The sequence below is a fragment of the Psychrobacter sp. Arc9 genome, assembly GCF_041431295.1.
Classification (GTDB): domain Bacteria; phylum Pseudomonadota; class Gammaproteobacteria; order Pseudomonadales; family Moraxellaceae; genus Psychrobacter.
Genome location: NZ_JASMRK010000014.1, coordinates 13,288 through 37,580 on the forward strand (window position 1 = coordinate 13,288; position 24,293 = coordinate 37,580).

Consider the following 24,293-nt stretch of genomic DNA (forward strand, 5'->3'; position numbering starts at 1 on the left):
TAAATCGCTTGCTAGTATCTCGATATTACCTACGCTATTTTTCTCGTTTGACGGCAATTTATCTCATTTTTATCTCCATTTTTGAAATGAGGACACACCCTAGTAAAAATACCCGTAACCGCCAAAACGCTCAAATACAAGCAGGTGATTAATCTCGTACGCTTGCTTGTAGGGCGCTAACAATGACCGCTTTATTTTTCTCTCGTTTAATACCTTCCCACACTGTTTGCGCCTCAACATAGCCTTTGGTGAGCATACCTAGCCATTGCTTATAGCGTCCAACCAATACCACGTCGTTCTTTGCCTCACCTTCCAAAAACTTAATCTGATGGGCAATCAAATCTTGCCATAATAATGTAGCCGTATTCTCTACGCTGTTAGTACTTTTTTCAGTATCATTATCAACCTGTGCCACTAGATCAGGACGCGTTACTGCGCCGCGACCTAACATCAAATGCGGTGTACCTGCTTGTGTCATACAGTTCTGCGCATGTTCAATGTTCCAAATTTCTCCATTGGCAATGACTGGAATATCGAGCGCATTAAAGCTCTGGATTTTGTCCCAATAGGCAGGCGGCTTATAGCCTTGGGTTTTAGTACGTGCATGAATGGTCAGCCAGTCGGCGCCGCTATCGTTAATTGCACCGCGAATATCATCCATTCGGCTAGTGTCGGTATAGCCCAGACGAATCTTAGCTGATACTGGTATATGGGCGGGAACGGCTTGGCGTACGGCACTGATAATCTGATACATTGTTTCAGGTTCATCCAGCAGTACTGAACCACCGCGATGACTATTGACCGTTTTTGCAGGACATCCAAAGTTGATGTCGATAGCAGGCGCACCGAGCTCACAAGCGTACGCGGCGTTTTCGGCCATAAGCTGTGCTTCGCTACCCAAAATCTGTACATGAATGGGCGTACCAGAGGCCGTTTTGGCATCATGATGTAGCTCAGGCACATATTTATAAAACACATGCGCAGGTAAGACGTGCTGAGTGATGCGAATAAACTCACTGACCGACCAATCATAAGGACACCCCAAGTCAGACGCAATTTGGGTTAAGATTTGGCGCATTAATGGATCGGTTAAGCCCTCCATAGGCGCGAGCAAACGCACGGGAGATGCAAATAACTGATTAATAGTATTTTGACGCGTTTGAAGTTGCTGGCTATTATTCATGCTGGTGATTCACTGCTAAAGGGTCGTTATAAGAGATTGAATAAAACTTGAGGCTGACAAAGGTGTAGGGTAATTAAGTATTACCAAAAATCACTTTTTTGCCCGTCTGTAATCCTGATATCAAGTCTTTAATATTATGAATATCCAAATTGCTTTGCGCACGCGTGCAAGCAACATAAAGCAAACGCAGCTCTTCTGGACTGATCTTGACTGCATTGGTTGTCACATCGTAGTAAAAATCATCATCTAGTTGTACTTTTCCCCATTCAAGCCCTTTGGCTTTATGAGCAGTAGAGATGACATAGTCAGCGTTTTCAATGCTAGTCAGACTATTGACCGCTTGGCTTAGTACATTTGTACCGTGGTCATCGACCAGTTTGACCAGTGTTTTGAGGTCGCTACCCTCATTGGTTTCGGCGTACTCTTGCACATCACCCCAATTATAAAAATAAGCCAGCTCAGGTACACCGTAAGCCGATTTACCATTTTTTAAGTTTTCGGCTGCCTGACAGAATTTGAGCATACGGTCGGTATCCGCTTGTAGCGCCACGCGATGCCCGTGTTTTAATCCTGTCAACAGTTGCGACATAGCAGCAGCATTGGTACGGCACAAAATAGCATCTTTCTTACTGTGTACCATGCCCTTATCGGTAGAGGATTGCTTGTTTGGATTACCCTTTAGCGGTACGTCTTCTTGTAGCGCTTTTAATAAGGTATTGGCCACTTCTGCAATCGGCTCGCCAAAGCGAAAAGACTGTGTCAATAATGTCTGCGGTAGCGGCAGTTTTTTCATCGCATTGACCGCACCGCGCCATTCATAAATCTGCTGGTGTGCATCGCCCACATAGATGACTTGTCTCGACTGCTGAGTCAAGATACCCATCATCAAGGGATCGGCATCTTGGGCTTCATCAAATAAGATAAAGTCCGCTGGAATACTGGGCTTAGACAACGCCCAAAGCTTGAGATAAATATCATGGCCAATACCAGCAGGGTGACGCGCATCAATCGACTGTAACCAGCGCTGCTCAACAGCGGGGTAGAGCATCTCGCGCAGCTGCTCTGCATCTGAGTCATCGAGCCAACTTGGGAAGAGTATGTGCCTTGGCGCAGGGTAGCTGGCATGCGTGCTGCAAAAATTACTTACCGCATCGCTGACGAACCGAGACAATCGTGCGGGTGTCAGCGTAATGTATTTATTAACCCCATCCATTTGTCGACGTACTTGTACAGGCTGTAGTCCTAAATCATCACCGAGACGCTTAGGTGAAAAGCGCGGCAACGACAGCTTGGCAGTAATATCACGAGCGACATGACGATAAGCTAATGAGTGAAAAGTACGACACTCTACATGCGGCGGAAACTTTGAACGAGCATCATTGGCGATCGCTTTGTTAAAGGCTAGATACAGTCCGCGGCCACGTAAGCGCTCACCGATTAGCTTGAGCGTCGTTGTCTTACCGGCGCCCGCATAAGCGACCACTTTAAACGACTTGTGATCCATCGCCATATTCAGCGCGCTCAGCTGCTCGTCAGTGGGATCGCTCATATAAGCTGGCATAGATGCGGACATAATAAAGCTACCTAAATACAAAAATTGATTAAAAATAAAAGGGGCAAAAAAAGCCACTGGGTAAACAATGGCTTATAGATGATGGTGATGCTAAAACGTGATAATAAGCAATCAGCTTACTAATGAGGCAAGAATAAAACGGTGTAATGGTAGTTTAACGCATAGCTATATGTAATCAATAACTTTATTTTAGTCTAGATTAGACTGATAAGTGTTTTATTCTTTGTCTGACGACACGAGAGTAGGACTGGGCTCTTCTTTGATCAAAATCTTCGCCAAAAACAAACCAAGCTCAAACAACAACCACATCGGAATCGCTAGCATGAGCATCGATACACCATCTGGCGGCGTGACAACGGCAGCCACAGCAAAACAGCCTACAATGATATAACGACGTTTTTCTTCTAAGCTCTGAATGGAGACAATACCTGCCAATATCAATAGCAAAGTGACAACTGGAATCTCAAACGTTAAGCCGAATACCATAAATAATTTTAAGGCAAAACTGAGATAGCTGTCGATATCCGTCATGGGTAGTACGTTTTGCGGGGCAAACATGATAAAGAACTTTAAGACCCCTTTGAGCACAATAAAGTAAGAAAAAGCCACGCCAGCATAAAACAAAAATATAGAGGATAGCAGCACTGGAATAGCGATTTTCTTTTCTTTTTTATACAGACCGGGCGCTACAAATGACCAAATTTGATAAAGAATGTAGGGCATCGCCAAAAACGCGGCTACGAATACGGTCAGACGTATCGGTGCCATAAAGTTTGACGTGATATCGGTGGCAATCATGGTCGAATTGGCGGGTAACTGTGCCACCAACGGGTCAGACAATAAGTTATATAGCTCGCGCGAATAACCGACCAAACCTAAAAATATTATCAGTACTGCCACACATATTTTGATCAAATGCCGACGCAGCTCAATCAAATGCTCGGTAATAGGCATATCAGCCAAAGGGCTTAAAATATCCTCTGATTTTTTATCTTGAGTGGTATTGGTCGTTGCTTCAGCACCTTTATTGAGGGTTTTTTGATCAATAGCTTCTTGATCAATGACATTTGGGTCAGTAACGGCGATTTTCTCTTGACGACTTTTTTTGCGCTTGAATAATGACATCAATCAGTCTCCTGCTTATGGTCAGAAGTCTGCATGTTGGCAGGACTGTTGAGTAGAGCGTCCGCTTTATAGTTTGGCACATATGGCGGCATTGGGAGCCGACGTGCTTTGTCATAAGCACCAAGTCGAAACCACATATTTTCCCATGGACGGGTAGTGATGGTCTGAACAACTGGCGCTGCCTTGGCGTTGTCACCTATATTTGCATCACCTACATTTGCATCATCCACATCGTCACCGCTGTGACCGCGCTTCGATAAGTGACCATTTTCTAATGTATCTGGCTGCTCTTCAGTGGCATAAGCATAGTCGAATGCTTTTGGCGTGGCTGGTTGCTGCTTTTGTGTGCGGTTATTTTCATGAGCTTCGTCACCCTTACTATTTTCAGCATTCGTAGATGCTTCAGAAGCTATCGAAGCAGGACTATGTGAGCTTTCAAAAGCTTTCATATTGCCGCGCATTTCAGCCATTTCACGCCTCATCTCAGCTTCGGTCTGGCGAATTTTGGCGAGTTCTTTTTGCATTTGCTGACGCGTCTCAGCCAAGTCAAGCTCAGCCTCTATTTCAGACTGCAATGTTGAGACTGTACGGCGAATTTTGGCATACCATTGCCCAGCCGTGCGCGCTGCCTGTGGCAGTTTTTCTGGGCCCAGTACGATTAGGGCGATAACGCCAAAGAGAAGTAGTTCAGAAAACCCGATATCAAACATAATGGTCCGATGTCACTGTTTAGATGCTATACGTTATGCTTATCATCAACCTTGCTGGTTGAGCGCTCTTCAGTGTGTGCCGTTGCATCGTGGTCAAGAACCGCGTGTTTTTTGGCATGCTCTGTATTTTCATCTTTGACAGCTTCTTTAAAGCCTTTGACAGCACCGCCCAAATCTTTACCAGCATTTCTGAGTTTTGAGGTGCCAAACACGACAACGACAACGACCAATAGTATCAGCCAATGTGTAATAGAAAAACTACCCATAACGGTATCCTTGTGACCTGGTTTTGCGACTTAGTTTTCAGTCTTTATATGCCTGCTTTGAGTTTGCAAAAAGGTCCAACTAGCAAACAAAAAGCATCGACATATAATGCGAGATAAAACAGAGCTATATTATAACCTGCACTTATTACAAATAGGTGAAAGCAACAATAATCAAATAAAATAGACGTTTATTTTTTATTTAGGCTTATCTAGCGGCTTTCTCCTCGATACCTGATAACCCAAAACGTCTGCCTAGCTCATTTAACACAGCATCCGACTCTATATCAAACCATGCCAGTCCAACCAAGGTATGGAACCAGACATCTGCGACTTCATAGATCAGCTCATGACGCGCTTCATCGTAGCTTGCTTTGTCTGCAATCTCATCACAGTTAGCAAAATCTTTGGCAGCGATGATACTTTCTGTACTCTCTTCACCGACTTTCTCTAATATCTTATTTAATCCTTTGGCATACAGACTGGCCACATAAGAGCTGTTGGCATCGGCTTGTTTGCGCTCTGCTAATACGCTATCGAGCTGCTGCAATACAGAGGCTTTATCGACTTGTGCTTGGATAGTATCAGAGTCAGTATTCGAACCAGTGTTTTCAATTTCAAGAGTTTCGCTAGTAGAGTCATGAGAATGATAAATATCCGCAGGGTCTTTCAATACTTTATCGACAGTTTGCCATTCAGGCGTTTGACCTGATAAATCCAACCGCTGATAAAAGCAAGATTCACGTCCCGTATGGCAAGCAATGCCGCCAGCCTGAGTGACACTAAGCACAATCACATCTGCATCACAGTCTAGACGAATATCATGCACAGTTTGCGTATGACCTGATGACTCACCTTTATGCCACAACTTGGCACGTGAGCGTGAAAAATAAACCGCTGTTTGGGTTTGCGCGGTTAGCTGCAATGCTTCTGCATTCATCCACGCCATCATCAAAATACGACCTGTCTGATGATCTTGAGCAATTGCAGGAATCAAACCATCATCATTAAAAGTTACGGCAGTCAGCCAAGCAGGTAAAGTCATAATGTATTTGTCGTCTTATAGGTAGAAAGTGAAAAAGAGTGATAAGCAATTATACTACTTATGATTAAAGCGGGGAGATTATCTGAAATGCTCTGCAATATGCTGACAGCTAGCAATATGATGTCAGCTAAATGCGCTATAGAGTGCAATTATGCTAAATCTAAATGAACAGCATACTATTGATAATAAGCGATTCTACAGTCTAAATAAATGCGGATACAACGCTTCTTTAATCGTATTATCAAGCTTAGTCACTTTATTGAGGTTAAAGTCGTAACCTCTAAAATGCTGGCGTGCTTTTGCTACTATCTCGCCCGTGTGCATCCGCGTGACCTTTAGGATTATATTACCGCCATTATCATATATTGGCTCAACACCAACTTCAAATAGCAGCTCTTCTCGTACGCGGATACGGCTTACAATATCTAGCTGCAATTTATCAATAATCAAGCCTTGATGATCTGCGTTGATTTCTTTGACACCTTTAGCGTATAGAAACCTTAACCGTGCTTCGGACAATAGCGCTGTCAGAGATTCGACCGTCATGTGCTGTCCTGCGTCGGCTTCCGTATGACGTACACGCATCACTGTCTCAAAAACAAACAAGTCGTCGTCGAATACTAACTCTTGTTTTGACACACTGTCTCCTAGAGTGATGGCCAAAGATTATTCTATTTATCATGCTGTAGGTTAGTAGCACTGTTATCGTTGTAGCTATACATTACAGCGTAAACATTCATAGTGAATAAGGTGGTTTTAATAGTGTTTATATGAAAATATAGCTCAGTCTCTACTTAAGCACAGCTTAGGCTGACATTCAATCTATTTGGATAAAAATCAGCCGTTTTATTAGCGTTTTTAGGAGAGCTGCTATCGCTTATTTGATGCTGATTACTTGTCTATATTGTCTACTAAAACCTCGCCAAAACTTTACTTGGCAAAACAAGGCACTATCTGCTAAAATAGCGCCTCCCACCTCGAGGCAAATAGAGGTTTAGTGGTTATTTATATAACGATTATTCAGTATGACTATTTGACGACCAGGTTCTAAAACAGAAAAAGAGGCAAATCATCATGAAAGTTAAGATGAAAACCAGAAGCGGCGCAGCTAAACGCTTCAAAAAAACAGCGAATGGCTTCAAGCGTAAGCAAGCATTCAAAAGCCATATTTTGACCAAGAAATCAGCTAAGCGTATTCGCCAATTGCGTGGTCTTAAGTTGGTGCACAAGTCTGACGAAGCAGCAGTTCGTCGTATGTGCCCATACATTTAATAGCCTACCGTCATCTATCTTTGATTGAAAATATTTGACTTTGCAATCTGACAATGATGTTTGTTATTTAACGGCATCATCACTCGCTTAACAGTGATTAAAAAATCTTGGAGTAAATTATGGCCCGTGTAAAACGTGGTGTACAGGCAAATCGCCGTCACAAAAAAATCTTAAAGCGCGCAAAAGGCTACTACGGTGCCCGTTCACGTGTTTACCGCGTAGCGGTACAAGCAGTGACCAAAGCTGGTCAATATGCTTATCGTGACCGTCGCAACAAGAAACGTACTTTCCGTCGTCTTTGGATCGCACGTATCAATGCTGGTGCACGCTTAAACGGCTTAAGCTATAGCCGCTTCATCAATGGCATGAAAAAAGCAAACATCGCAATCGATCGTCGCGTTCTAGCAGACATCGCTATGCATGATGCAGCGACTTTCACCGCCTTAGTTGAAAAAGCAAAAGCGGAATTAGCCTAAATATTAATTATCCTTTAAGTATTCTGCTTGTTTGAGTGTTTGCTTAAATGGATAGCAATAATATTGATTAATAGTACGATATTAATAAAAGCTACCGCTGGTCGGTGGCTTTTTTTATAGTAGATTATTTTACAGCCAGTTTTATACCGCAAAAATGTAAAACGTTTTTAGTAAAGTTGCACTTTTTATTGTCTAAATATTCAAGCCATTTATATCACACGCCTTTGGTTGAAAATGAGTGGGTAAATGGTTTGCAATATTTGGTCAAATCCCTACAATTATAAATCACTATTATTAATAGTCCGTTTAAATCAGGAAGAATGCGTCTTATGACTAACCCTGCTGCCACCAACGACTTGTCGGCGCTACCGACCTTGTCTTCAGAGCTTAATGAGCTTAACGAAGCTCAGCTTACCGAATTTGCAAATGCTGCTGAAGCTCTAATCCTACAAGTAACTGATGCGCGTACACTGCAAGATTTTCGTGTGCAATTGACTGGTAAAAAGAGTCCGTTAACGGGCTGGTCAAAGCAGATGGGCAAGCTCGATGCTGATGATAAAAAAACTTATGGCGGCTGGTTGCATCAAGTACGTAGCCGCATTCAGCAAGCACTGACAGACCAACAGCAGCAACTAGAAGTTGCAGCGCTCAATGCCAAGCTAGAAAGCGAAAGCATTGATATCACTTTGCCTGCTCGTGGTGGCCAAAAGGGTCATCTGCATCCAGTAACTATGATTACTCAGCGTATGCAGCAGTATTTTATTCAAGCAGGTTTCAATGTCGCAACTGGCCCCGAAGTCGAGAGCGACTACTATAATTTTGAAGCGTTAAATATCCCGTCGCACCATCCTGCGCGCGCGATGCATGACACCTTTTATTTCGATGCGCATTATCTACTGCGTACGCACACTAGTCCTGTTCAGATTCGTACCATGGAAAAAAATGAGCCGCCGATTCGCATCATTTGCCCAGGCCGTGTTTATCGTAATGACTCAGACCAAACCCACTCGCCAATGTTCCATCAGCTAGAAGGCCTTATGGTCACCGAGTCGAGCACTTTTGCTGAGCTAAAAGGTTTGATTAGTGAGTTTCTAGAAGCATTTTTTGCCAAAGAGCTGACCGTACGTTTCCGTCCGTCGTTTTTCCCATTCACTGAGCCTTCAGCAGAAGTGGATATCTTAGATGATAATGGCAAATGGCTTGAAGTGATGGGCTGCGGTATGGTACATCCACAAGTGCTAACCAACTGCGGTATCGATAGCGACAAATACACAGGCTTTGCTTTTGGTATGGGTATCGAGCGCTTTGCAATGTTGTATTACGGTATTGATGACTTGCGCTTATTTTTCCAAAATGACGTGCGCTTCTTAAAGCAATTTGGCTAGAGTTTTCCTTATACCTATATAGTTAGTTCAAGATAATTTAGATCCAAGGAAGGCGAGTGAAAGTGCTACAAATCGTAGACTGAGCGAGCCTGACGCTGTATCTAACTTATATAAGATTGACTATAGCAAGTGAATTCGCCAAGCTTTACTCCAACATCTTTATTATAAAATTCTGATCCGAGATATTTATGAAAATTAGCGAACAGTGGCTACGTCAGTGGGTAAACCCTACAAATACTAGCGAACAGTTAGCCGAACAGTTGACTATGGCAGGTCTTGAGATTGATGATCGCTATGCGGTTGCCCGTGCTTTTAGCGGTGTGGTTGTCGGTGAAGTCATCAGCATTGAGCAGCATCCTGATGCAGATAAACTACGTGTTACTCAAGTAAATATCGGTGACGCTGAGCCATTACAAATTGTCTGCGGTGCTCCTAACGTGACCGTCGGTATGAAAGCGCCTGTCGCTACCGTTGGTGCGGTATTGCCAAGCGATGATAAGAAAGGGTTTAAAATCAAAAAGAGTAAGCTACGCGGTGTGGCCTCAAACGGCATGCTATGCGGTGCTTCTGAAATTGATTTAGTCGATGATATAGATGGTTTGCTTGAGTTGCCTGAAGATGCACCAGTTGGTACGGATATTCGTGAATATCTAGGTCTAGATAATCAAGTATTGGATATCTCAATCACCCCAAACCGTGGTGATTGCTTTAGCGTACGTGGTATCGCTCGCGAGATTTCAGTCATCAATGACTTGCCTGTACAGTTGCCAGAGATTCCTGACAATGTAGTCGCTTCTGATAATGGTGCAACGCCCGCTGTGACAGTCGATGCAAAGGAAGCGTGCCCTCGCTATCTGTTGCAGTCGATTCACAATATTGATCGTAGCATCGATACTCCGAAATGGATGCAAGATGCACTGGTACAGTCAGGACTACGTTCACACAACTTCTTGGTCGATGTGACCAACTATGTATTGATGGAATTAGGTCAACCGTTACATGCGTTTGACGCAGACACGATCGAAGGTGATATCGTTGTACGTTTGGCAAAGCCTGATGAAACCATTACTTTGCTGAATGAGCAAACCGTTACCTTGACCGGTGATGAACTTGTGATTGCTGATGATAAAGGTGCCTTGGCACTGGCTGGTATCATGGGTGGTCAGCGTAGCAGTGTCACCGATAGTACGACCAATATCGTGGTAGAAAGCGCTTTCTTTAATCAACTGGCTATCGCTGCACGCGCACGCCGTTTTGGATTGCACACCGATGCCTCGCAGCGTTTTGAGCGTGGGGTCGATTTTGAATTGCCAGCATTGGCGTTGGCACGAGCTTGTGATTTAATCACCAGTATCACTGGCGGTGAAGCTGGACAAATAGTCACGGCTGAAAACCTTGAGCATTTGCCAGCGCGCGCGCCAATTACATTGCCAATCGCGAAAGTTCGTGATGTCATTGGGATTGATATTGAGCCATCTGAGATGGTACGTATCTTGACCCAATTGGGTTTTGATGTAGAGCAGCAGAGCGATTCACTAGTTTGCAAGCCGCCATCTTATCGTTTTGATATGAGTATCCGCGAGGATTTAATCGAAGAGATTGCTCGTATCTATGGCTATGACAATATTCCAAGTGTCCTGCCACATTTGCAAGTCAGTATGGATTATGATGATACTGCAGATTTGACCCATGAGATGAAGCTATCATTAGTCGACAACGGCTATATGGAAGCGATCAGCTTTAGCTTTAGTGATGCAAAACTAGAAGCATTGCTTGACGACGAAGCGCTAGGAGAGGTGTTGGCACTAGCAAACCCTATCTCTAGTGATTTAGCCGTTATGCGTCGTACTTTGCTATCGAGCCTACTGCCTTGCGTGCAATATAACTTGAATCGTCAGCAGCCACGTGTACGCTTCTTTGAGACAGGTCTTAGCTTTGTTGGACAAAGTATTAGTGACTTAGTACAAACGCCAAGTATTGCTTTAGTCGCAGTTGGTGATATATGGAGCGAGCAAGCTTATCAAAACCGCGCCTTAGATTTTTATGACCTAAAGCATGATATTGAGCAGCTATTACCAGCACAAATCGATAGCGCACGTATCCGCTATGAGCGTAGTACGCTGAGCTTCCTGCATCCAGGACAAAGCGCTGAGTTATATATCGATGATGTATATGTTGGTTGGTTGGGTCAGTTGCACCCAAATACTGCTAAGCAATTAGATCTGCCTACTACATGGGTCGCTCAATTGTCACTGGCACCGCTATTGACGATTGCACGTGAGCAGCATGCTATCACGACACCAAACAAGTTCCCACAAGTACGCCGCGATATTGCTATCTTGGTAGACAGTGACATCAGTTTGCAGGCACTAGAGACAACGGTGCGAACTGCAGCAGGTAATTTGTTGACTGATCTTTGGTTATTTGATGTTTATCAAGGTGACAAAGTACCAGCAGGCCAGCGCTCACTAGCGTTTGCATTGATATGGCAAGACAGTACGCAAACGTTGTCTGACGAAGCCGTCAAGACTGCCACAGATAAAGTGGTACAAGCGCTAACTGACCAGCATTCTGTACAGCTGCGCGACAGCTAACATCTACTATTTATTATACCCAATGCTCTGTAGTCTTTTTACCATGAGGCTACGGAGCATTGCTATTCATAGAATAAGTTAAGTGGTTATTAATAAAGGATTTTAATGAAGACTTTGTTAAAAAATGCTCAAAAAACCTTTATAATAGCTAGCCTTAACCCTCATACCGCTAAACCATGATATTCGACATCACGACATAGCATAGGAGTCGTACTGTGAGCACCTTAACCAAATCTGACATGATTGAGCATTTGATGAGTCACCTAAACCTAACACGCCAAGAAGGCCGCTGTCTGGTGGAGAACTTTTTTGATGAGCTGTCAGAGAGTTTGATTGATGGCAAAGAGGTCAAGCTTTCAGGCTTTGGCAACTTTGAGCTTAAAGACAAAAATAGCCGTCCAGGCCGTAACCCTAAAACAGGAGAGCCTGTGGCAGTATCCGCGCGCCGTGTGGTTACTTTCAAGACAGGGCAGAAATTTCGTCAGAAGGTTGACGAGCGTTTGTTTGATAGCTAATACCTAGTTTGGCACTGCGCTGAACGATAGTGTGTCTGTTTTATCGTGAGTTTATAAGAATGCTAGTGCGTATTTGCACTTAGTTATTTTTGCGTACATCTATATATTTCGATATTGCAGCACGCATCGCATATTAGGGTTATCTATAAAGTAGAAACCTACTAAAATCATAAATGATAGACATAAAAAAAGAGAGCATAGGCTCTCTTTTTTTTACTACAGTTTATCTATTGTATGAACAATAAATTACTGAGCTTCTTCAACTACTACTTCGTCAGAAGCTTCAACAGCAGCAGTATCAGTTTCGCTAGCTACGTCTACGCTAGTGGTATCGCCGTCTACAGGAACTTCAGCGTCCATTTCGTCAGTAGCAGTTGCAGCTTGTGCATCAGCGATGTCAGCTTCAGCGCCAGCAACAGCAGCGTCAGCATCAGCAGTCATTTCGCCTTCAGCAGCAGCTTCGTTTAGCTCTTCAGAAGCGTCTTGCACTTCTTCTTGCGCGTCAGATAAATCTTCAGCAGCGTTTTCTTTGCTGCTATCACAGGCAGTAAGGCCCATAGTTGCAGTCATGATACCAGCTAGAGCAAGTAATTTAAGTTTCATATGGTTTTCTCCGGAAAAATGAAATGAGCAGTAGCAGCAACAAAGGTCGAAATCCGAGATTTCTCAGAATTCAACTAGCCTTAGTCACAGCTACTCAGCTTCCACGCATTCTATAGGTTTTCTAAGTAAATAGAAATAGCCTGTACAATTAAGTAACAATAATATTTAAAATAATATTTTACTTTCTCTATCCGATATACTTTTTAATACAAGAGGCTAGATTAATCGACGTATAATCAAAGACATGAGAAGGATGGAGAGCTTTTCTGGTTCCTGTTTCTTATCTAAAATTGTCGATATTAGCCCCGTTTGTATGGGTAAGAATTGAATTAAATAGTCCGATTATGGTCCTATATTACATAAATCCTAGTTAAGTTAGCAATTTTATAGGTTTCTACTTGCTTTTAGGATAGTAGACTAGGTCATAGCGTAAATTGACTGGCTAAATAATATATAACATAAGTAATGATTAATAGAAGTAGTGGCTAATAGAGATAGTGATTAATAGAAATAATGAATCAATCTATATTTGAGGAAGAGAATTATGAAATGGCAAGGTAGACGAGGCAGCTCGAATGTGCGCTCTAGCACAGGTGGCGGTAAGATGATCGGCGGTGGTATTGGCGGTATTATCATCGCTGGCATTTTATGGTTGGTATTTGGAGTAAACCCAATGACCGCATTACAGACAGGTCAAGCGGTTACAGGTGGTGGCAGTGAGTCATCTACCGAGCTGGCAACCAGCACAGACCGAGACACGCAGTTTGTGAAAGTTGTACTAGCAGATACAGAAGAAGTCTGGCATCAAATCTTTAACGAAGCTGGTAGCACTTATCAAGAGCCGTCATTGATTTTGTTTAATGGTCAGGTTAGCTCGGCATGTGGTAGTGCTAGCTCTGCAACAGGTCCATTTTATTGTCCAGGGGATCAGACTGTTTATTTGGATACGTCATTCTTTGTAGAGATGCGTCAGAATCTTGGTATTTCAGGCGATCAGCAAGGCTCTGGTGGTGAAGAGAACCAAGGCAAGGCTGGCGATTTCGCACAGGCCTATGTGATAGCGCATGAGGTAGGTCATCATGTTCAGACGCTATTGGGCATTAGCCAACAAGTCAATGAAGCTCGTCAGCAAGTGACGCAAGCACAGTCTAACAAGCTATCAGTATTGCAAGAGTTGCAAGCGGATTGTTTTGCTGGTGTATGGGCACAGCGCAATCAAGAACGTGTACAGTTTTTAGAGGCTGGTGATCTTGATGAAGCGGTGAATGCTGCTAGTCAAATCGGTGATGATCGTCTGGCGAAAGCGAGTGGTGGTGCAGTAGTGCCCGATAACTTTACTCATGGTACCAGTCAACAACGTGTCGAATGGTTTACCCGTGGTCTAGAAAGCGGTAATGTACAATCTTGCGATACGTTCAGCGGCGCACTTTAATGGATATAGTTATTAATAATCGTGTATTTGACTAATGATGTATTTCTAATACTGATATTTTTTATTATAAGTTTAGTGCATGGACTTATAATAAAAATTGAGACATAAAAAAAGCCTGCAATTCGTTGCAGGCTTTTTTATTATCTTTTATCTGATATTACTCAATCAATTGTCAAATAATATCAGCGTAGAAAGATTTAGTTGTTGTCAAGAACATAACCACCAGCACCGCCAATCGCTGCACCAGCCAATGCGCCACGAGCGATATCTTTGCTGTCGCCTTTGCTTTTAATAAGAGCACCAGCTGCTGCGCCAGCAGTAGCACCTTTAGCGGTGTTGCTCATACCACTATAAGAGTTACAACCAGTCATGATTAGGGCTGAGCTAGTAATTGCAGTCATTGCGATCGTTTTAGCAAATTTCATATTATCACCTATTAAGTCATCAAGTTTAAAATACAATACCTTTAACATACTATGTCCATGATATTTTCAAGTATATTCCTACTGTCTGTCATAATAGTCGGTCACTAATAATATAGTCGTAGTAAAAACGCTAAACTTTGCAAACGAGATGTAAGCGATGTTGCCGTACTGTATCATCAGCAATGCCTGTGAACGACAGTGCAGATTACGTCCTAATGGGTCTAACTATTAATATTTTGATGCTGTCATAAAAAAGACTACCTATAGGTAGTCTTAATATTGAATCAAAGCTGAATATGTCTAGCAAACTAACTAAGAATTAGTTTTGTGATTTACGCTTCATTTGCTCAAAGAATTCATCATTGGTCTTCGCTTCTTTTAGGCGATCCAACAAGAACTCAGTGGCTTGTACGCCATCCATCGGTTGAAGTAGTTTGCGTAAGATCCATACTTTACGCAGTTTGTCTTCGTCCAATAGACGCTCTTCGCGGCGCGTACCAGATTTTTTGATATTAATCGCAGGGAATACACGTTTTTCAGCCAAGTCACGCTCAAGCGTAATCTCTTGGTTACCCGTTCCCTTAAATTCTTCAAAAATAACGCTATCCATCTTACTACCAGTATCAATCAATGCACTGGCAATAATAGTCAAACTACCACCTTCTTCCACGTTACGCGCAGCACCAAAGAAACGTTTTGGACGTTCTAGAGCATTGGCATCCAGACCACCCGTCAACACTTTACCTGACGATGGAATGACCGTGTTATAAGCACGCGCTAGACGCGTAATTGAATCAAGTAAAATCACCACGTCTTGCTTATGCTCGACCAAACGTTTGGCCTTTTCGATGACCATTTCAGCAACTTGTACGTGACGCTGTGGCGGCTCATCAAAGGTAGAAGCGACCACTTCACCGCGTACTGTACGTACCATCTCAGTGACTTCTTCTGGACGCTCATCAATCAATAGTACGATTAAATAACATTCAGGGTTATTACGAGTGATTGATTGCGCGATGGTTTGTAGCAACATCGTTTTACCCGCTTTTGGCGGTGCGACGATGATAGAACGCTGACCTTTACCAATCGGAGCGATTAGGTCGATGATACGACCAGTCAAATCTTCAGTGGTTCCGTTACCAAGCTCAAGTTTTAAATGCTCAGTTGGGAATAGGGGCGTCAGGTTCTCAAAGATAAGCTTATGACGTGAGCGATCTGGCGTATCAAAGTTAATTTCGCCAACTTTTAATAATGCAAAATAACGCTCAGAATCTTTTGGTGGACGAATCGTACCAGCGATACTGTCACCAGTTTTTAGACTGAAACGGCGAATTTGGCTAGGGCTGACATAAATATCATCAGGACCGGCTAAATATGAGCCTTCTGATGAGCGCAAAAATCCAAAACCATCAGGAAGAACCTCAAGTACGCCGTCACCATAGATGGCTTCACCGTTACGCGCATGGGTTTTTAGAATAGCAAAGATAATGTCCTGTTTACGGCTACGCGCCATATTATCAAGACCCATTTCTTTGGCGATAGCCAATAGCTCAGCGATTGATTTTTTCTTTAATTCAGTAAGATTCATAGATAGGTCATTAGCAATTGATCAGATGAGAGATGCCATTAGCAGCACAAGTCACGACAGTGATTAAAATAACGGTAATATGATGATATGGGTGTGTGCACAGCGCTGTAGTTTATGTAGTTTTGGTTTTATATGTCTGCTTATGTACGCATTGCCATCATTGGAGGCAAGGTAATAAGAAATAAGGATAAAAAAGGCTACATAAGAGTCTGCGTCAAAAACTCAATATCAGTAATTGCGTTTAGTCATTTTGTTCAGCAATGGTGTTTATAATGACGATTGTGTTTTTGTTGATAAACACGAGGAGAATAGCGACAAGATACTTAGGAAAACAGTTGGTTTTCTCTTGTCAGCAGACTATACGGTCTTCACAATAGCATTGTCAATAAATTTTGCCAAAAAAGTCATATTATCGAGTTTTTTGCACAAAAAACAAGCAAAAAAGCCACTATCTTGGTTAGATAATGGCTTTTTCGGTTATTTTATTTTACCCGCTCAAGGTAATCTAGAGCGAGCAAATGTAACTTATAAATGCTTGTCTAGTACTTTAGCCAATTCAGCTTTTGGCTGTAGGCCCATTACTGAATCAACTTTTTCGCCATCTTTGAATACAAATAGCGTTGGGATGTTACGAATACCAAAACGGCTGGCTGCTTGTGGGTTGTTGTCTACGTCTACTTTGACGATTTTAACTTTACCTTGGTACTCAGTCGCTAGATCTTCTAAAATAGGGGCGATGGCTTTACAAGGACCACACCATGGAGCCCAGAAGTCTACTAGTACAGGTACGTCTGATTGTAGAACGTCTTGATCAAAGTCTGTGTCGGTAGTATGTACAATAAGGTCTGACATAATTTTATCTCTCTTGTTTTATTACTTCTATCACCACTCATCAACCTATATATTGGTTTAATAATAAATCAGTTGGTGGTCAAAGAATTGTTTAGAAGGGGTGAAAATGTGCCATTATATTAACATGTTTGCCCTAATTTGACAGATACAGGCTGGTTAAATTGTTTAACAACTAGTATTAGCACAATAAATCGAAACGGTGCAGCACAAGAGTGTCTAATCTGTTATTTAATACGATTATCCTTATCAAAGTATGTATCTCAGCAAGGTAGAAGTCTTATGTTTACCTCGTTTACATAGTAGCTAGTGATTAGTAGCTAGCGATATTAATAACGTTAAAAATCAGTCAAAGTTTTGCCCTTTTGTCCATATAACCGTTGCTCATAAAGTGGCTATCGTGCCAAATATAGCTATCATGTCCAAAAGATTAACCACCAAAAATCCTTATCTTAAAACCAATTTACATAAGTAGTTAAATTTATGCCTTTTACCGATGAAGAAGTTAATGCCCTCAATGCCCAAGAAAGCGCTTATCCGCTTGAGTTCTTTAAAAATTTTGCACAAAAGATTACGGTTTACGAAGACGATGATATTTGGGTGGTTGATAAACCTGCAGGCCTATTAAGCGTCGATGGTAAAACACTCAAAGTCAGTCTGCTTGCTCGTCTTGAGCGTGTCAATCCAGCCGTCAAATTGATACACCGTTTAGATATGGATACCTCGGGACTGCTTATTTTTGCAAAAAATGCAGCAGCGCAAACCAATATCAGTAAGCAATTCATCGAGCGTTTACCGCAAAAGAAATACCAAGCACGTGTCTTTGGTAAATGGGAGCAGGTCGGTGCAACTGGTGAGATATCAGTGCCAGTACGCTATGAACCAAGTACCAAACCGCGTCATATCGTCGATCACGACTGGTCGAAGCATGCACTGACGATGTATGAAGTTGTGGCTCACGAAACCTGTAATGGCGAGGCAGTCACTCGGGTCATGCTAAAGCCAGTCACGGGACGCAGTCATCAGCTACGCGTACATATGGTGCACGTCGATCATGTGATGATTGGCGATCCAATTTATGCTGAAGGTGCTGCATTAGAGATAGCACCAAGATTGAACCTACATGCACAGCAATTGCGTTTAAAGCATCCAGTACTGGGTGCTTGGATGGACTGGGAGAGTCCCTGCCCATTTTAAAACGTTAGATTTTACCGCTTACTGTTAATAGATGCGATAAACGGCTCTAAAGCCAGCTATAAAATGCCAGTCATGCAAATACAAGGATGAAAGTATGCTTGATATCACCACTACCAAACAGGCTATCAAAAACCGTTTTAAAGGTAAAAAGTCAAAGACGGACAAAGTAGCCGACTATGAAGTATTGATTATCGGTGCGGGTATCGCAGGTATTGGTATGGCTTGCCGTTTACAGCAACAGCAGCATACAGGCCTATTCGGTCATAAAGCTCCAAAAAAGCAAAAGCAGGCAAAATCGACTAATAAGCAAAAACCTCCACAGCGCTTTGCTATCTTAGAAAAGCGTGCTGATTTGGGTGGTACATGGGATTTATTTACCTATCCGGGGATTCGCTCTGACTCTGACGCCTTGACCTTTGGTTATAACTTTAGGCCGTGGCTTGATTATAGAATGCTTGCAGCAGGCGATGATATCAAACGCTATATCGCTGATACGGCACGCGAGTTTGGGGTGACCGAACATATCCATTATCAGCATGAAGTTCAGCAGATATCATGGTCTAGTGAGAATCAGCAGTGGTCAGCAACTATTAAAAACCATGCAAGCGGTGAGAGGTTTGTTAAGACTGCCAAGTTTATCGTAGGTGCCACTGGTTATTATGATTATGAGCAAGGCTATCGCCCTCATTTTGATGGAGAGGAGGGTTTTCACGGTCAAATCGTTCATCCGCAGCACTGGAATAATCTAAATTATGATGATAAAAAAGTCGTCGTTATTGGTAGCGGTGCCACAGCAATGACGTTGCTACCTGCGCTAGTAGATAAAGACAGCGATCAGTGTGCGCGTCATGTCACGATGCTGCAGCGTACGCCGACCTATGTGGCAAGCGTACCGGGTGATGACCATGCTATTGACTGGCTATCAGGCAAGTTTTCACCATTATCAAAAGAGCAGGCCTATACGCTACTGCGTGCGCGTAATGTGCTGAGGCAGCAAGGCCTGTACAAAGTTGCGACTCATGCACCCAAGGTGATGAAGGCAGTCTTAAGAAGTGGGGTGAAAAAAGAGTTAAAAGGTAGCGACGTCGACAGCAAGCATTTTATGCCTGACTATAATCCATGGGATCAACGAGTATGTGCGGTGCCTGACGGTGATTTATTCAAAGCCCTGCAGGACAAACGCGCAACAGTAGTGACCGATCAAATCGGCCACTTTACGGCAACGGGAATTATGCTGCAATCTGGCCAGCATCTCGACGCTGATATCATCGTTACTGCGACTGGCTTAAAGCTACAGATGTTGGGTGGGGCCGCGGTATATATCGACGGTCAGGCCGTCGATATCGGCACGCGTATGACTTATAAGGCAGTCATGATAGAAGGCATACCTAATATGGCTGCACTGTTTGGCTATACCAATGCCTCATGGACACTAAAAATCGATTTGGCTTGTCAGTATGTAGTGAGGCTACTGGGGTATATGCATAAGAACCGTTATCAAGTCGCCATGCCACAAGCACAGACTGCAGATATGACAGCCTGTGCTCAAGTAGATACCGTAATGGGTTCGCTATCGTCTGGATATGTCAGACGCGGCAAAGACGAGCTACCTAAGCAAGGCGATCGCTATCCTTGGTTCGTGACCAACAACTATCTAAGCGATCGAATCATGCTTAAGTATCGCAAGATAAAAGACGACTGGTTACGATTTAGCCGTTAGCGTCTTGGTAATTATTGATGATGGTTGTCGATGAAATCGGCCACTTGCTTACTTAACATCTGCCACAAGGTCTCCTGAGCGCTTTTGCTGCCCCATGCATTGTGCGGACTAAAGATAACACGCGGATGGTCGCTGATACTGAGCAAAGGGTCATTATCAGCGATCGGTTCTTGTTCAAACACATCGCTAGCATAGCCGATGATTTGCTCACTATTAATCGCGTCAGTTAATGCTTGGCTATCAACGATGCCGCCACGTGCGACGTTGACGATGAGCGGTTGTTTGTCCATTTTCGCCAGAGTATCTTTATTAATAAGATGCTCAGTTTGTTCATTCAATGGACAGTGTAGGCTGATCACATCCGCACGCGCTAGCACTTCATCAAACTCGGTATAGTCGTCGCTGCGTGGCTCACGTCCTTGGTGCTCTGCCCACAGTACGGTCATACCAAAGGCACGAGCGATTTCGGTTACGCGCTTGCCGATAGTGCCGATACCAATAATACCTAGCGTCTTATCTTCCAAATCTATCAGCGGAATATCCAGCAGGCAAAAATTGCCGTTTGCCAGCCACGTGCCATCAGCGACTTTCTGATGATAATGAATACCAGCACGCATCGCTGTCAGCATGAGCATAAATGTGTGTTCGGGAACGCTTTTGACCGCATAACCAGCGACATTGAACAGCGCGACACCGTGCTTATCGCAAGCGGCTTGATCGACGTTATTCATGCCAGTGGCAGTCAGTTGGATCAGCTTAAGTTTCGGCAATTGCTCTATCACCTCTGCACCAATCTGGACTTTATTGGTAATAATAATGTCAGCATCTTTGCAACGTTCAATGATGACAGCTGTGTCTTTTGGCGTGTCGTTATAAGTGATGTAGTCGCTCACACCCCTTGGTGCAGGCAGGTCAATACCTTCAGAAAAAGTACCTTTGTCTAAAAAAACGGCTTGCATGGCTAGTCCTTACTTATTGTTGTCTTATAGATAATCAGCGAATAAATGGCTATCGCATGAATCCTTATCGACTTAATGTAGCACGTTGGTATTTTTAGTCAAAAACGAATTGGCCAAATATCGATCGAATAGATATAAGCTGCTGATAAAATAGGATAATCTGTATTATTTAATAATAGTGTACTGGTCTGACATAGTATCGATTAAATAACTTATAAAATCATAGCTATCGCAAGCTGCCTCTTGAAAATTCAACTTAACGCACTCATCTACCCGCTAACGTTATATAATGGTGTGACTGAGCTGCTGGCTCTACTAAGATTACGACATTTATTTTGCGTCTATTGACGATTTATGTTCTTTGTAATCTTACCGCTATCACAATCTACCATTGCTATCTAAATTTCATTATCTGAGTACAAAAGACATCGCCTTATGACTATCTCTATTGCTTCATTGCACAGTACTGAATTCGCCGTTGGTCAACGTTATTTATCTGATACGGAGTCTGAGCTTGGCTTAGGTGTGGTCATCGATGTTGACGACCGATGTGTGCATATTTTATTTCCGCAAAGTGAAGAGACACGCGTCTACGCAAAAAACTCTGCGCCATTATCGCGCGTGGTGTTTAAAGTGGGCGATAGCATCTACGATCAAGATGGCAAAAGCTATACGGTCAATGCTGTTGATGAGGTGATGGGCGTACTTAAATATGGTGTCGATGAGCACGAGCGCGGCATCATGGAAACCCGTCTTGCTGCCAATATCACGTTGGCCAAGCCGCTTGAGCGCTTGCTTGCTGGCCGTATTGAACGTGGTGACTGGTATGAGCTGCGCCAAGACATCTTGCGCATGCAGTCAGCGCTAGCAGGCCATCCACTAAAAGGCCTAATGGGTGCACGTGTCGATATCATCGAGCATCAGCTATATATCGCACATGAAGTTGGCAAGCGTATCGCGCCGCGTGTACTATTGGCTGATGAAGTTGGCCTTGGTAAAACCATCGAAGCGGGCATGATTATTCATCAGCAGTTGCTAACAGGCAAAGCTGAGCGTGTATTGATTTTAGTACCCGATAGTTTGCAGTATCAATGGATGATTGAGCTGCGTCGTCGCTTTAACCTAAACTTTGCATTGTTTGATCTAGTACGTACTGCGGCTATCAAAGAACACGATCCTGAACAAAACGTCTTCGCCACTGAGCAATGTATCATTGGTGGTATGGATCTATTGCTCGATCACCCAGACTTATATGACCAAGCGATGGATGCAGGGTTTGATTTATTGGTCGTTGATGAAGCGCATCATCTGCATTGGGATGAAGCACAGGGCGGCAATGATAAGTATGACTTGATTGCAGATTTCGCAGAAGAAACGCCAGGCGTGATGCTATTGACAGCAACGCCAGAGCAGCTTGGGGCGCAAAGTCACTTTGCCCGTTTGCGTCTACTTGATCCAGATCGCTTTGATGATTTGGATGAGTTTATCGATGGTCAAGAAGCTTTTGCAGAAACAGCAGCAGTTGCTGGCGTCTTAATAGAAGAAAAGCCATTGAATGAAGGTCAAATCGCTGCTTTAAGTAGCCTACTAGACATTAGTATTGAAGAGCTATCCTCAATCAATGAAGATGAAAAACTACGAACGCATGCACTAAATGAGCTGTTAGATCGTCATGGTACAGGTCGTATTTTGTTCCGTAATACTCGTGAGAGTGTCAAAGGATTCTATGGCCGTAGTAGTCAGCCATATCCATTGCCACTTCCTGAAGCATGGAAAGACAGCTATCAAACCAATGGCAAGTTGCGTGAGCAGCTATGGGGCGAAGAAAACCAACCAGACGGTGGCTGGCTAGAAGATGATCCACGTGTTTCTTGGTTGATTGATATCTTACGCGGTGAGCTTAAGCATCAAAAAGTGCTATTAATCGCTCGTAGTGGCGCGACGGTAGAGAGTTTAGAAGCAGTATTGCGTCTGCATGCAGGCATTAAGACAGCTATCTTTACTGAGCAGATGACTTTGCTTGAGCGTGACCAAGCAGCTGCATTCTTTGCAGATAGTGAAGGCGCACAGATACTACTGTGTTCGGAGATTGGTTCAGAAGGTCGTAACTTCCAGTTTGCAAGCCAATTAATACTATGGGATTTACCTGCTAACCCAGATACCTTAGAGCAGCGTATCGGCCGTCTAGATCGTATCGGTCAGACGCAGCAAATCATGCTACATGTGCCTTATGTACAGGGTACAGCGCAAGAGCGTCTGTATCAGTGGTATAACGATGCGCTGAATATGTTCAATCAGATATCGCCAACCGCACAAAGCGTGCAAGAGCAATATATCCAAGAGCTAAAACCAATGCTTGAAGGTGCTGATACCGCTGAAAACAATGTCATCTTGCAAGACATCATTGACGAGGCGCTACAGACACGTTTGGGACTAGAAGCACAGCTACAAGCTGGTCGTGACCGTCTGCTAGAGTACAACTCATGCCGTCCGCGTGTCGCAGGTCGTATCGCCGATGCTATGCGTGACTTTGATGGTAATAATTTGCTGCCGCACTTTATTGAGCGTTTCTTTGCGTCTGCCAATATCGATCACAATATCCAGCGTGATGGCTCGTGGGTTATCGCACCTATCAATAGCACTGAGATCAGTGACTATATTGATGGTTTGCCACTTGGTGATGAAGACGGTATGACCCTGACCTTTGAGCGTGAGCAAGCGCTTCAGCGTGAAGATATTGAGTTTATCACTCACGAGCATCCATTGATGCGGGCAATTTATGAGCTAGCGAGCACCAGCACCTTTGGTAATACGACAGTTGCTATGCTCAAAAGTGCCGCTGTACCGCAAGGCATGGTACTGCTAGAGGTGAACTTCCGTGTTGAAGCCATCGCACCAAAGCTGCTTAACTTGCCCGCTACATTGACCACACAAAACATCCGCGTATTCATCAGTGAGCAGGGCAGTGACTTATCTGCTCGTATCAGTGCTGATATGATCATGCCGCACGTTGAGCGATTGGATAAAAATCGTGCCCGCCAAGTTATCAAGGTACGCAGCGATGTTATTGAGCAGCGTTACTATGAAGCTGAAGATATCGCACGCGCGCAAATCGCTGAGATTGGTGAGCAAGCAAGTAGCCGCTTTAGTCAGCAATGGTCGCGCGAGATCAAACGTCTCAAGCATCTGCAAACTATCAATCCAAACGTACGTCCTGAAGAGATTGAGCGTTTAGAGCAGCTTAAAGCTCAAGGTGAGCAAGCACTTGGTAACTTGTCATTAGTGCCGGACTCTATTCGTGTACTCGTAGCAGTTAAGCCATAAACATCGACGTATTTGTCAAAAACGAGGTGTTGTTATACATCTCGTTTTTTTATGG

General features: G+C 43.5%; 21 protein-coding genes. 9 read left to right on the forward strand and 12 right to left on the reverse strand.

Going from position 1 to position 24,293, the window contains the following annotated elements; all coding sequences use genetic code 11:
* Positions 1 to 148: 148 nt before the first annotated feature.
* From QO187_RS08960 to QO187_RS08990, 7 genes are all read right to left on the reverse strand, one after another.
* Positions 149 to 1,183 (reverse strand): tRNA dihydrouridine synthase, encoded by a 1,035-nt coding sequence (locus QO187_RS08960; protein ID WP_371548082.1) that lies wholly within the window; start codon positions 1,181 to 1,183, stop codon positions 149 to 151.
* Positions 1,184 to 1,256: 73 nt separating this feature from the next.
* A complete protein-coding gene (locus QO187_RS08965; RefSeq protein ID WP_057761950.1) occupies positions 1,257 to 2,756 on the reverse strand; it encodes a UvrD-helicase domain-containing protein in 1,500 nt (499 codons plus the stop codon).
* A 216-nt stretch (positions 2,757 to 2,972) separates the two neighbouring features.
* Positions 2,973 to 3,710, reverse strand: a complete 738-nt coding sequence (gene tatC, locus QO187_RS08970) for a twin-arginine translocase subunit TatC (RefSeq protein ID WP_371548113.1) — start codon at positions 3,708 to 3,710, stop codon at positions 2,973 to 2,975.
* A gap of 170 nt (positions 3,711 to 3,880) precedes the next feature.
* Positions 3,881 to 4,591 (reverse strand): Sec-independent protein translocase protein TatB, encoded by a 711-nt coding sequence (gene tatB / locus QO187_RS08975; RefSeq protein WP_101204897.1) that lies wholly within the window; start codon positions 4,589 to 4,591, stop codon positions 3,881 to 3,883.
* Between the two features lie 26 nt (positions 4,592 to 4,617).
* Positions 4,618 to 4,857, reverse strand: coding sequence for a Sec-independent protein translocase subunit TatA (gene tatA / locus QO187_RS08980; RefSeq protein ID WP_201571991.1), 240 nt, complete (start codon positions 4,855 to 4,857; stop codon positions 4,618 to 4,620).
* A gap of 205 nt (positions 4,858 to 5,062) precedes the next feature.
* The gene (gene hisIE / locus QO187_RS08985) at positions 5,063 to 5,899 is read right to left on the reverse strand and encodes a bifunctional phosphoribosyl-AMP cyclohydrolase/phosphoribosyl-ATP diphosphatase HisIE (protein ID WP_201571993.1); all 837 of its coding nucleotides are present in this window, start codon (positions 5,897 to 5,899) and stop codon (positions 5,063 to 5,065) included.
* Positions 5,900 to 6,094: 195 nt separating this feature from the next.
* Entirely contained in the window at positions 6,095 to 6,538 is a 444-nt protein-coding gene (locus tag QO187_RS08990) for a thioesterase family protein (RefSeq protein ID WP_102093896.1), read from the reverse strand.
* Between the two features lie 435 nt (positions 6,539 to 6,973).
* On the opposite strand from QO187_RS08990, the gene rpmI reads away from it, so the two are divergent.
* From rpmI to QO187_RS09015, 5 genes are all read left to right on the forward strand, one after another.
* Positions 6,974 to 7,171 carry a 50S ribosomal protein L35 gene (gene rpmI, locus QO187_RS08995; RefSeq protein WP_057761939.1) on the forward strand — a complete coding sequence of 66 codons (198 nt, stop codon included), beginning with the start codon at positions 6,974 to 6,976 and terminating at the stop codon, positions 7,169 to 7,171.
* Between the two features lie 119 nt (positions 7,172 to 7,290).
* Entirely contained in the window at positions 7,291 to 7,647 is a 357-nt protein-coding gene (gene rplT / locus QO187_RS09000) for a 50S ribosomal protein L20 (RefSeq protein ID WP_011281252.1), read from the forward strand.
* 329 nt (positions 7,648 to 7,976) lie between these two features.
* The gene (gene pheS / locus QO187_RS09005) at positions 7,977 to 9,032 is read left to right on the forward strand and encodes a phenylalanine--tRNA ligase subunit alpha (RefSeq protein WP_160022127.1); all 1,056 of its coding nucleotides are present in this window, start codon (positions 7,977 to 7,979) and stop codon (positions 9,030 to 9,032) included.
* Between the two features lie 188 nt (positions 9,033 to 9,220).
* Positions 9,221 to 11,626, forward strand: a complete 2,406-nt coding sequence (pheT, locus tag QO187_RS09010; RefSeq protein ID WP_371548086.1) for a phenylalanine--tRNA ligase subunit beta — start codon at positions 9,221 to 9,223, stop codon at positions 11,624 to 11,626.
* A 215-nt stretch (positions 11,627 to 11,841) separates the two neighbouring features.
* On the forward strand, positions 11,842 to 12,141 hold the full coding sequence (locus QO187_RS09015) for an integration host factor subunit alpha (protein WP_057761935.1): 300 nt from the start codon (positions 11,842 to 11,844) through the stop codon (positions 12,139 to 12,141).
* A gap of 246 nt (positions 12,142 to 12,387) precedes the next feature.
* On the opposite strand, the gene QO187_RS09020 is transcribed toward QO187_RS09015, so the two are convergent.
* Complete coding sequence (locus QO187_RS09020; protein ID WP_057761933.1) at positions 12,388 to 12,744, reverse strand: hypothetical protein; 357 nt, start codon at positions 12,742 to 12,744, stop codon at positions 12,388 to 12,390.
* A gap of 544 nt (positions 12,745 to 13,288) precedes the next feature.
* On the opposite strand from QO187_RS09020, the gene QO187_RS09025 reads away from it, so the two are divergent.
* Positions 13,289 to 14,176 carry a neutral zinc metallopeptidase gene (locus tag QO187_RS09025; RefSeq protein WP_102092076.1) on the forward strand — a complete coding sequence of 296 codons (888 nt, stop codon included), beginning with the start codon at positions 13,289 to 13,291 and terminating at the stop codon, positions 14,174 to 14,176.
* 197 nt (positions 14,177 to 14,373) lie between these two features.
* On the opposite strand, the gene QO187_RS09030 is transcribed toward QO187_RS09025, so the two are convergent.
* From QO187_RS09030 to trxA, 3 genes are all read right to left on the reverse strand, one after another.
* The gene (locus tag QO187_RS09030; RefSeq protein WP_057761930.1) at positions 14,374 to 14,601 is read right to left on the reverse strand and encodes a hypothetical protein; all 228 of its coding nucleotides are present in this window, start codon (positions 14,599 to 14,601) and stop codon (positions 14,374 to 14,376) included.
* A gap of 319 nt (positions 14,602 to 14,920) precedes the next feature.
* Positions 14,921 to 16,189: a transcription termination factor Rho gene (gene rho, locus QO187_RS09035; RefSeq protein WP_055125334.1), complete on the reverse strand. Its 1,269-nt coding sequence runs from the start codon at positions 16,187 to 16,189 to the stop codon at positions 14,921 to 14,923.
* A gap of 525 nt (positions 16,190 to 16,714) precedes the next feature.
* Positions 16,715 to 17,041, reverse strand: coding sequence for a thioredoxin (gene trxA / locus QO187_RS09040; protein ID WP_057761928.1), 327 nt, complete (start codon positions 17,039 to 17,041; stop codon positions 16,715 to 16,717).
* A gap of 480 nt (positions 17,042 to 17,521) precedes the next feature.
* Here trxA and QO187_RS09045 point away from each other — a divergent pair, with 480 nt between their 5' ends.
* Both QO187_RS09045 and QO187_RS09050 read left to right on the forward strand, forming a co-directional pair.
* Positions 17,522 to 18,235, forward strand: a complete 714-nt coding sequence (locus QO187_RS09045; RefSeq protein ID WP_371548090.1) for an RluA family pseudouridine synthase — start codon at positions 17,522 to 17,524, stop codon at positions 18,233 to 18,235.
* Positions 18,236 to 18,452: 217 nt separating this feature from the next.
* Complete coding sequence (locus QO187_RS09050) at positions 18,453 to 19,955, forward strand: flavin-containing monooxygenase (RefSeq protein WP_371548115.1); 1,503 nt, start codon at positions 18,453 to 18,455, stop codon at positions 19,953 to 19,955.
* Between the two features lie 11 nt (positions 19,956 to 19,966).
* Here the strand turns inward: QO187_RS09050 and QO187_RS09055 are convergent, their stop codons facing one another.
* Positions 19,967 to 20,914 (reverse strand): D-2-hydroxyacid dehydrogenase, encoded by a 948-nt coding sequence (locus tag QO187_RS09055; RefSeq protein ID WP_102093908.1) that lies wholly within the window; start codon positions 20,912 to 20,914, stop codon positions 19,967 to 19,969.
* Positions 20,915 to 21,349: 435 nt separating this feature from the next.
* Between QO187_RS09055 and rapA the strand changes: the two genes are divergently transcribed.
* Positions 21,350 to 24,238, forward strand: coding sequence for an RNA polymerase-associated protein RapA (rapA, locus tag QO187_RS09060; RefSeq protein ID WP_371548092.1), 2,889 nt, complete (start codon positions 21,350 to 21,352; stop codon positions 24,236 to 24,238).
* Positions 24,239 to 24,293: the final 55 nt, after the last annotated feature.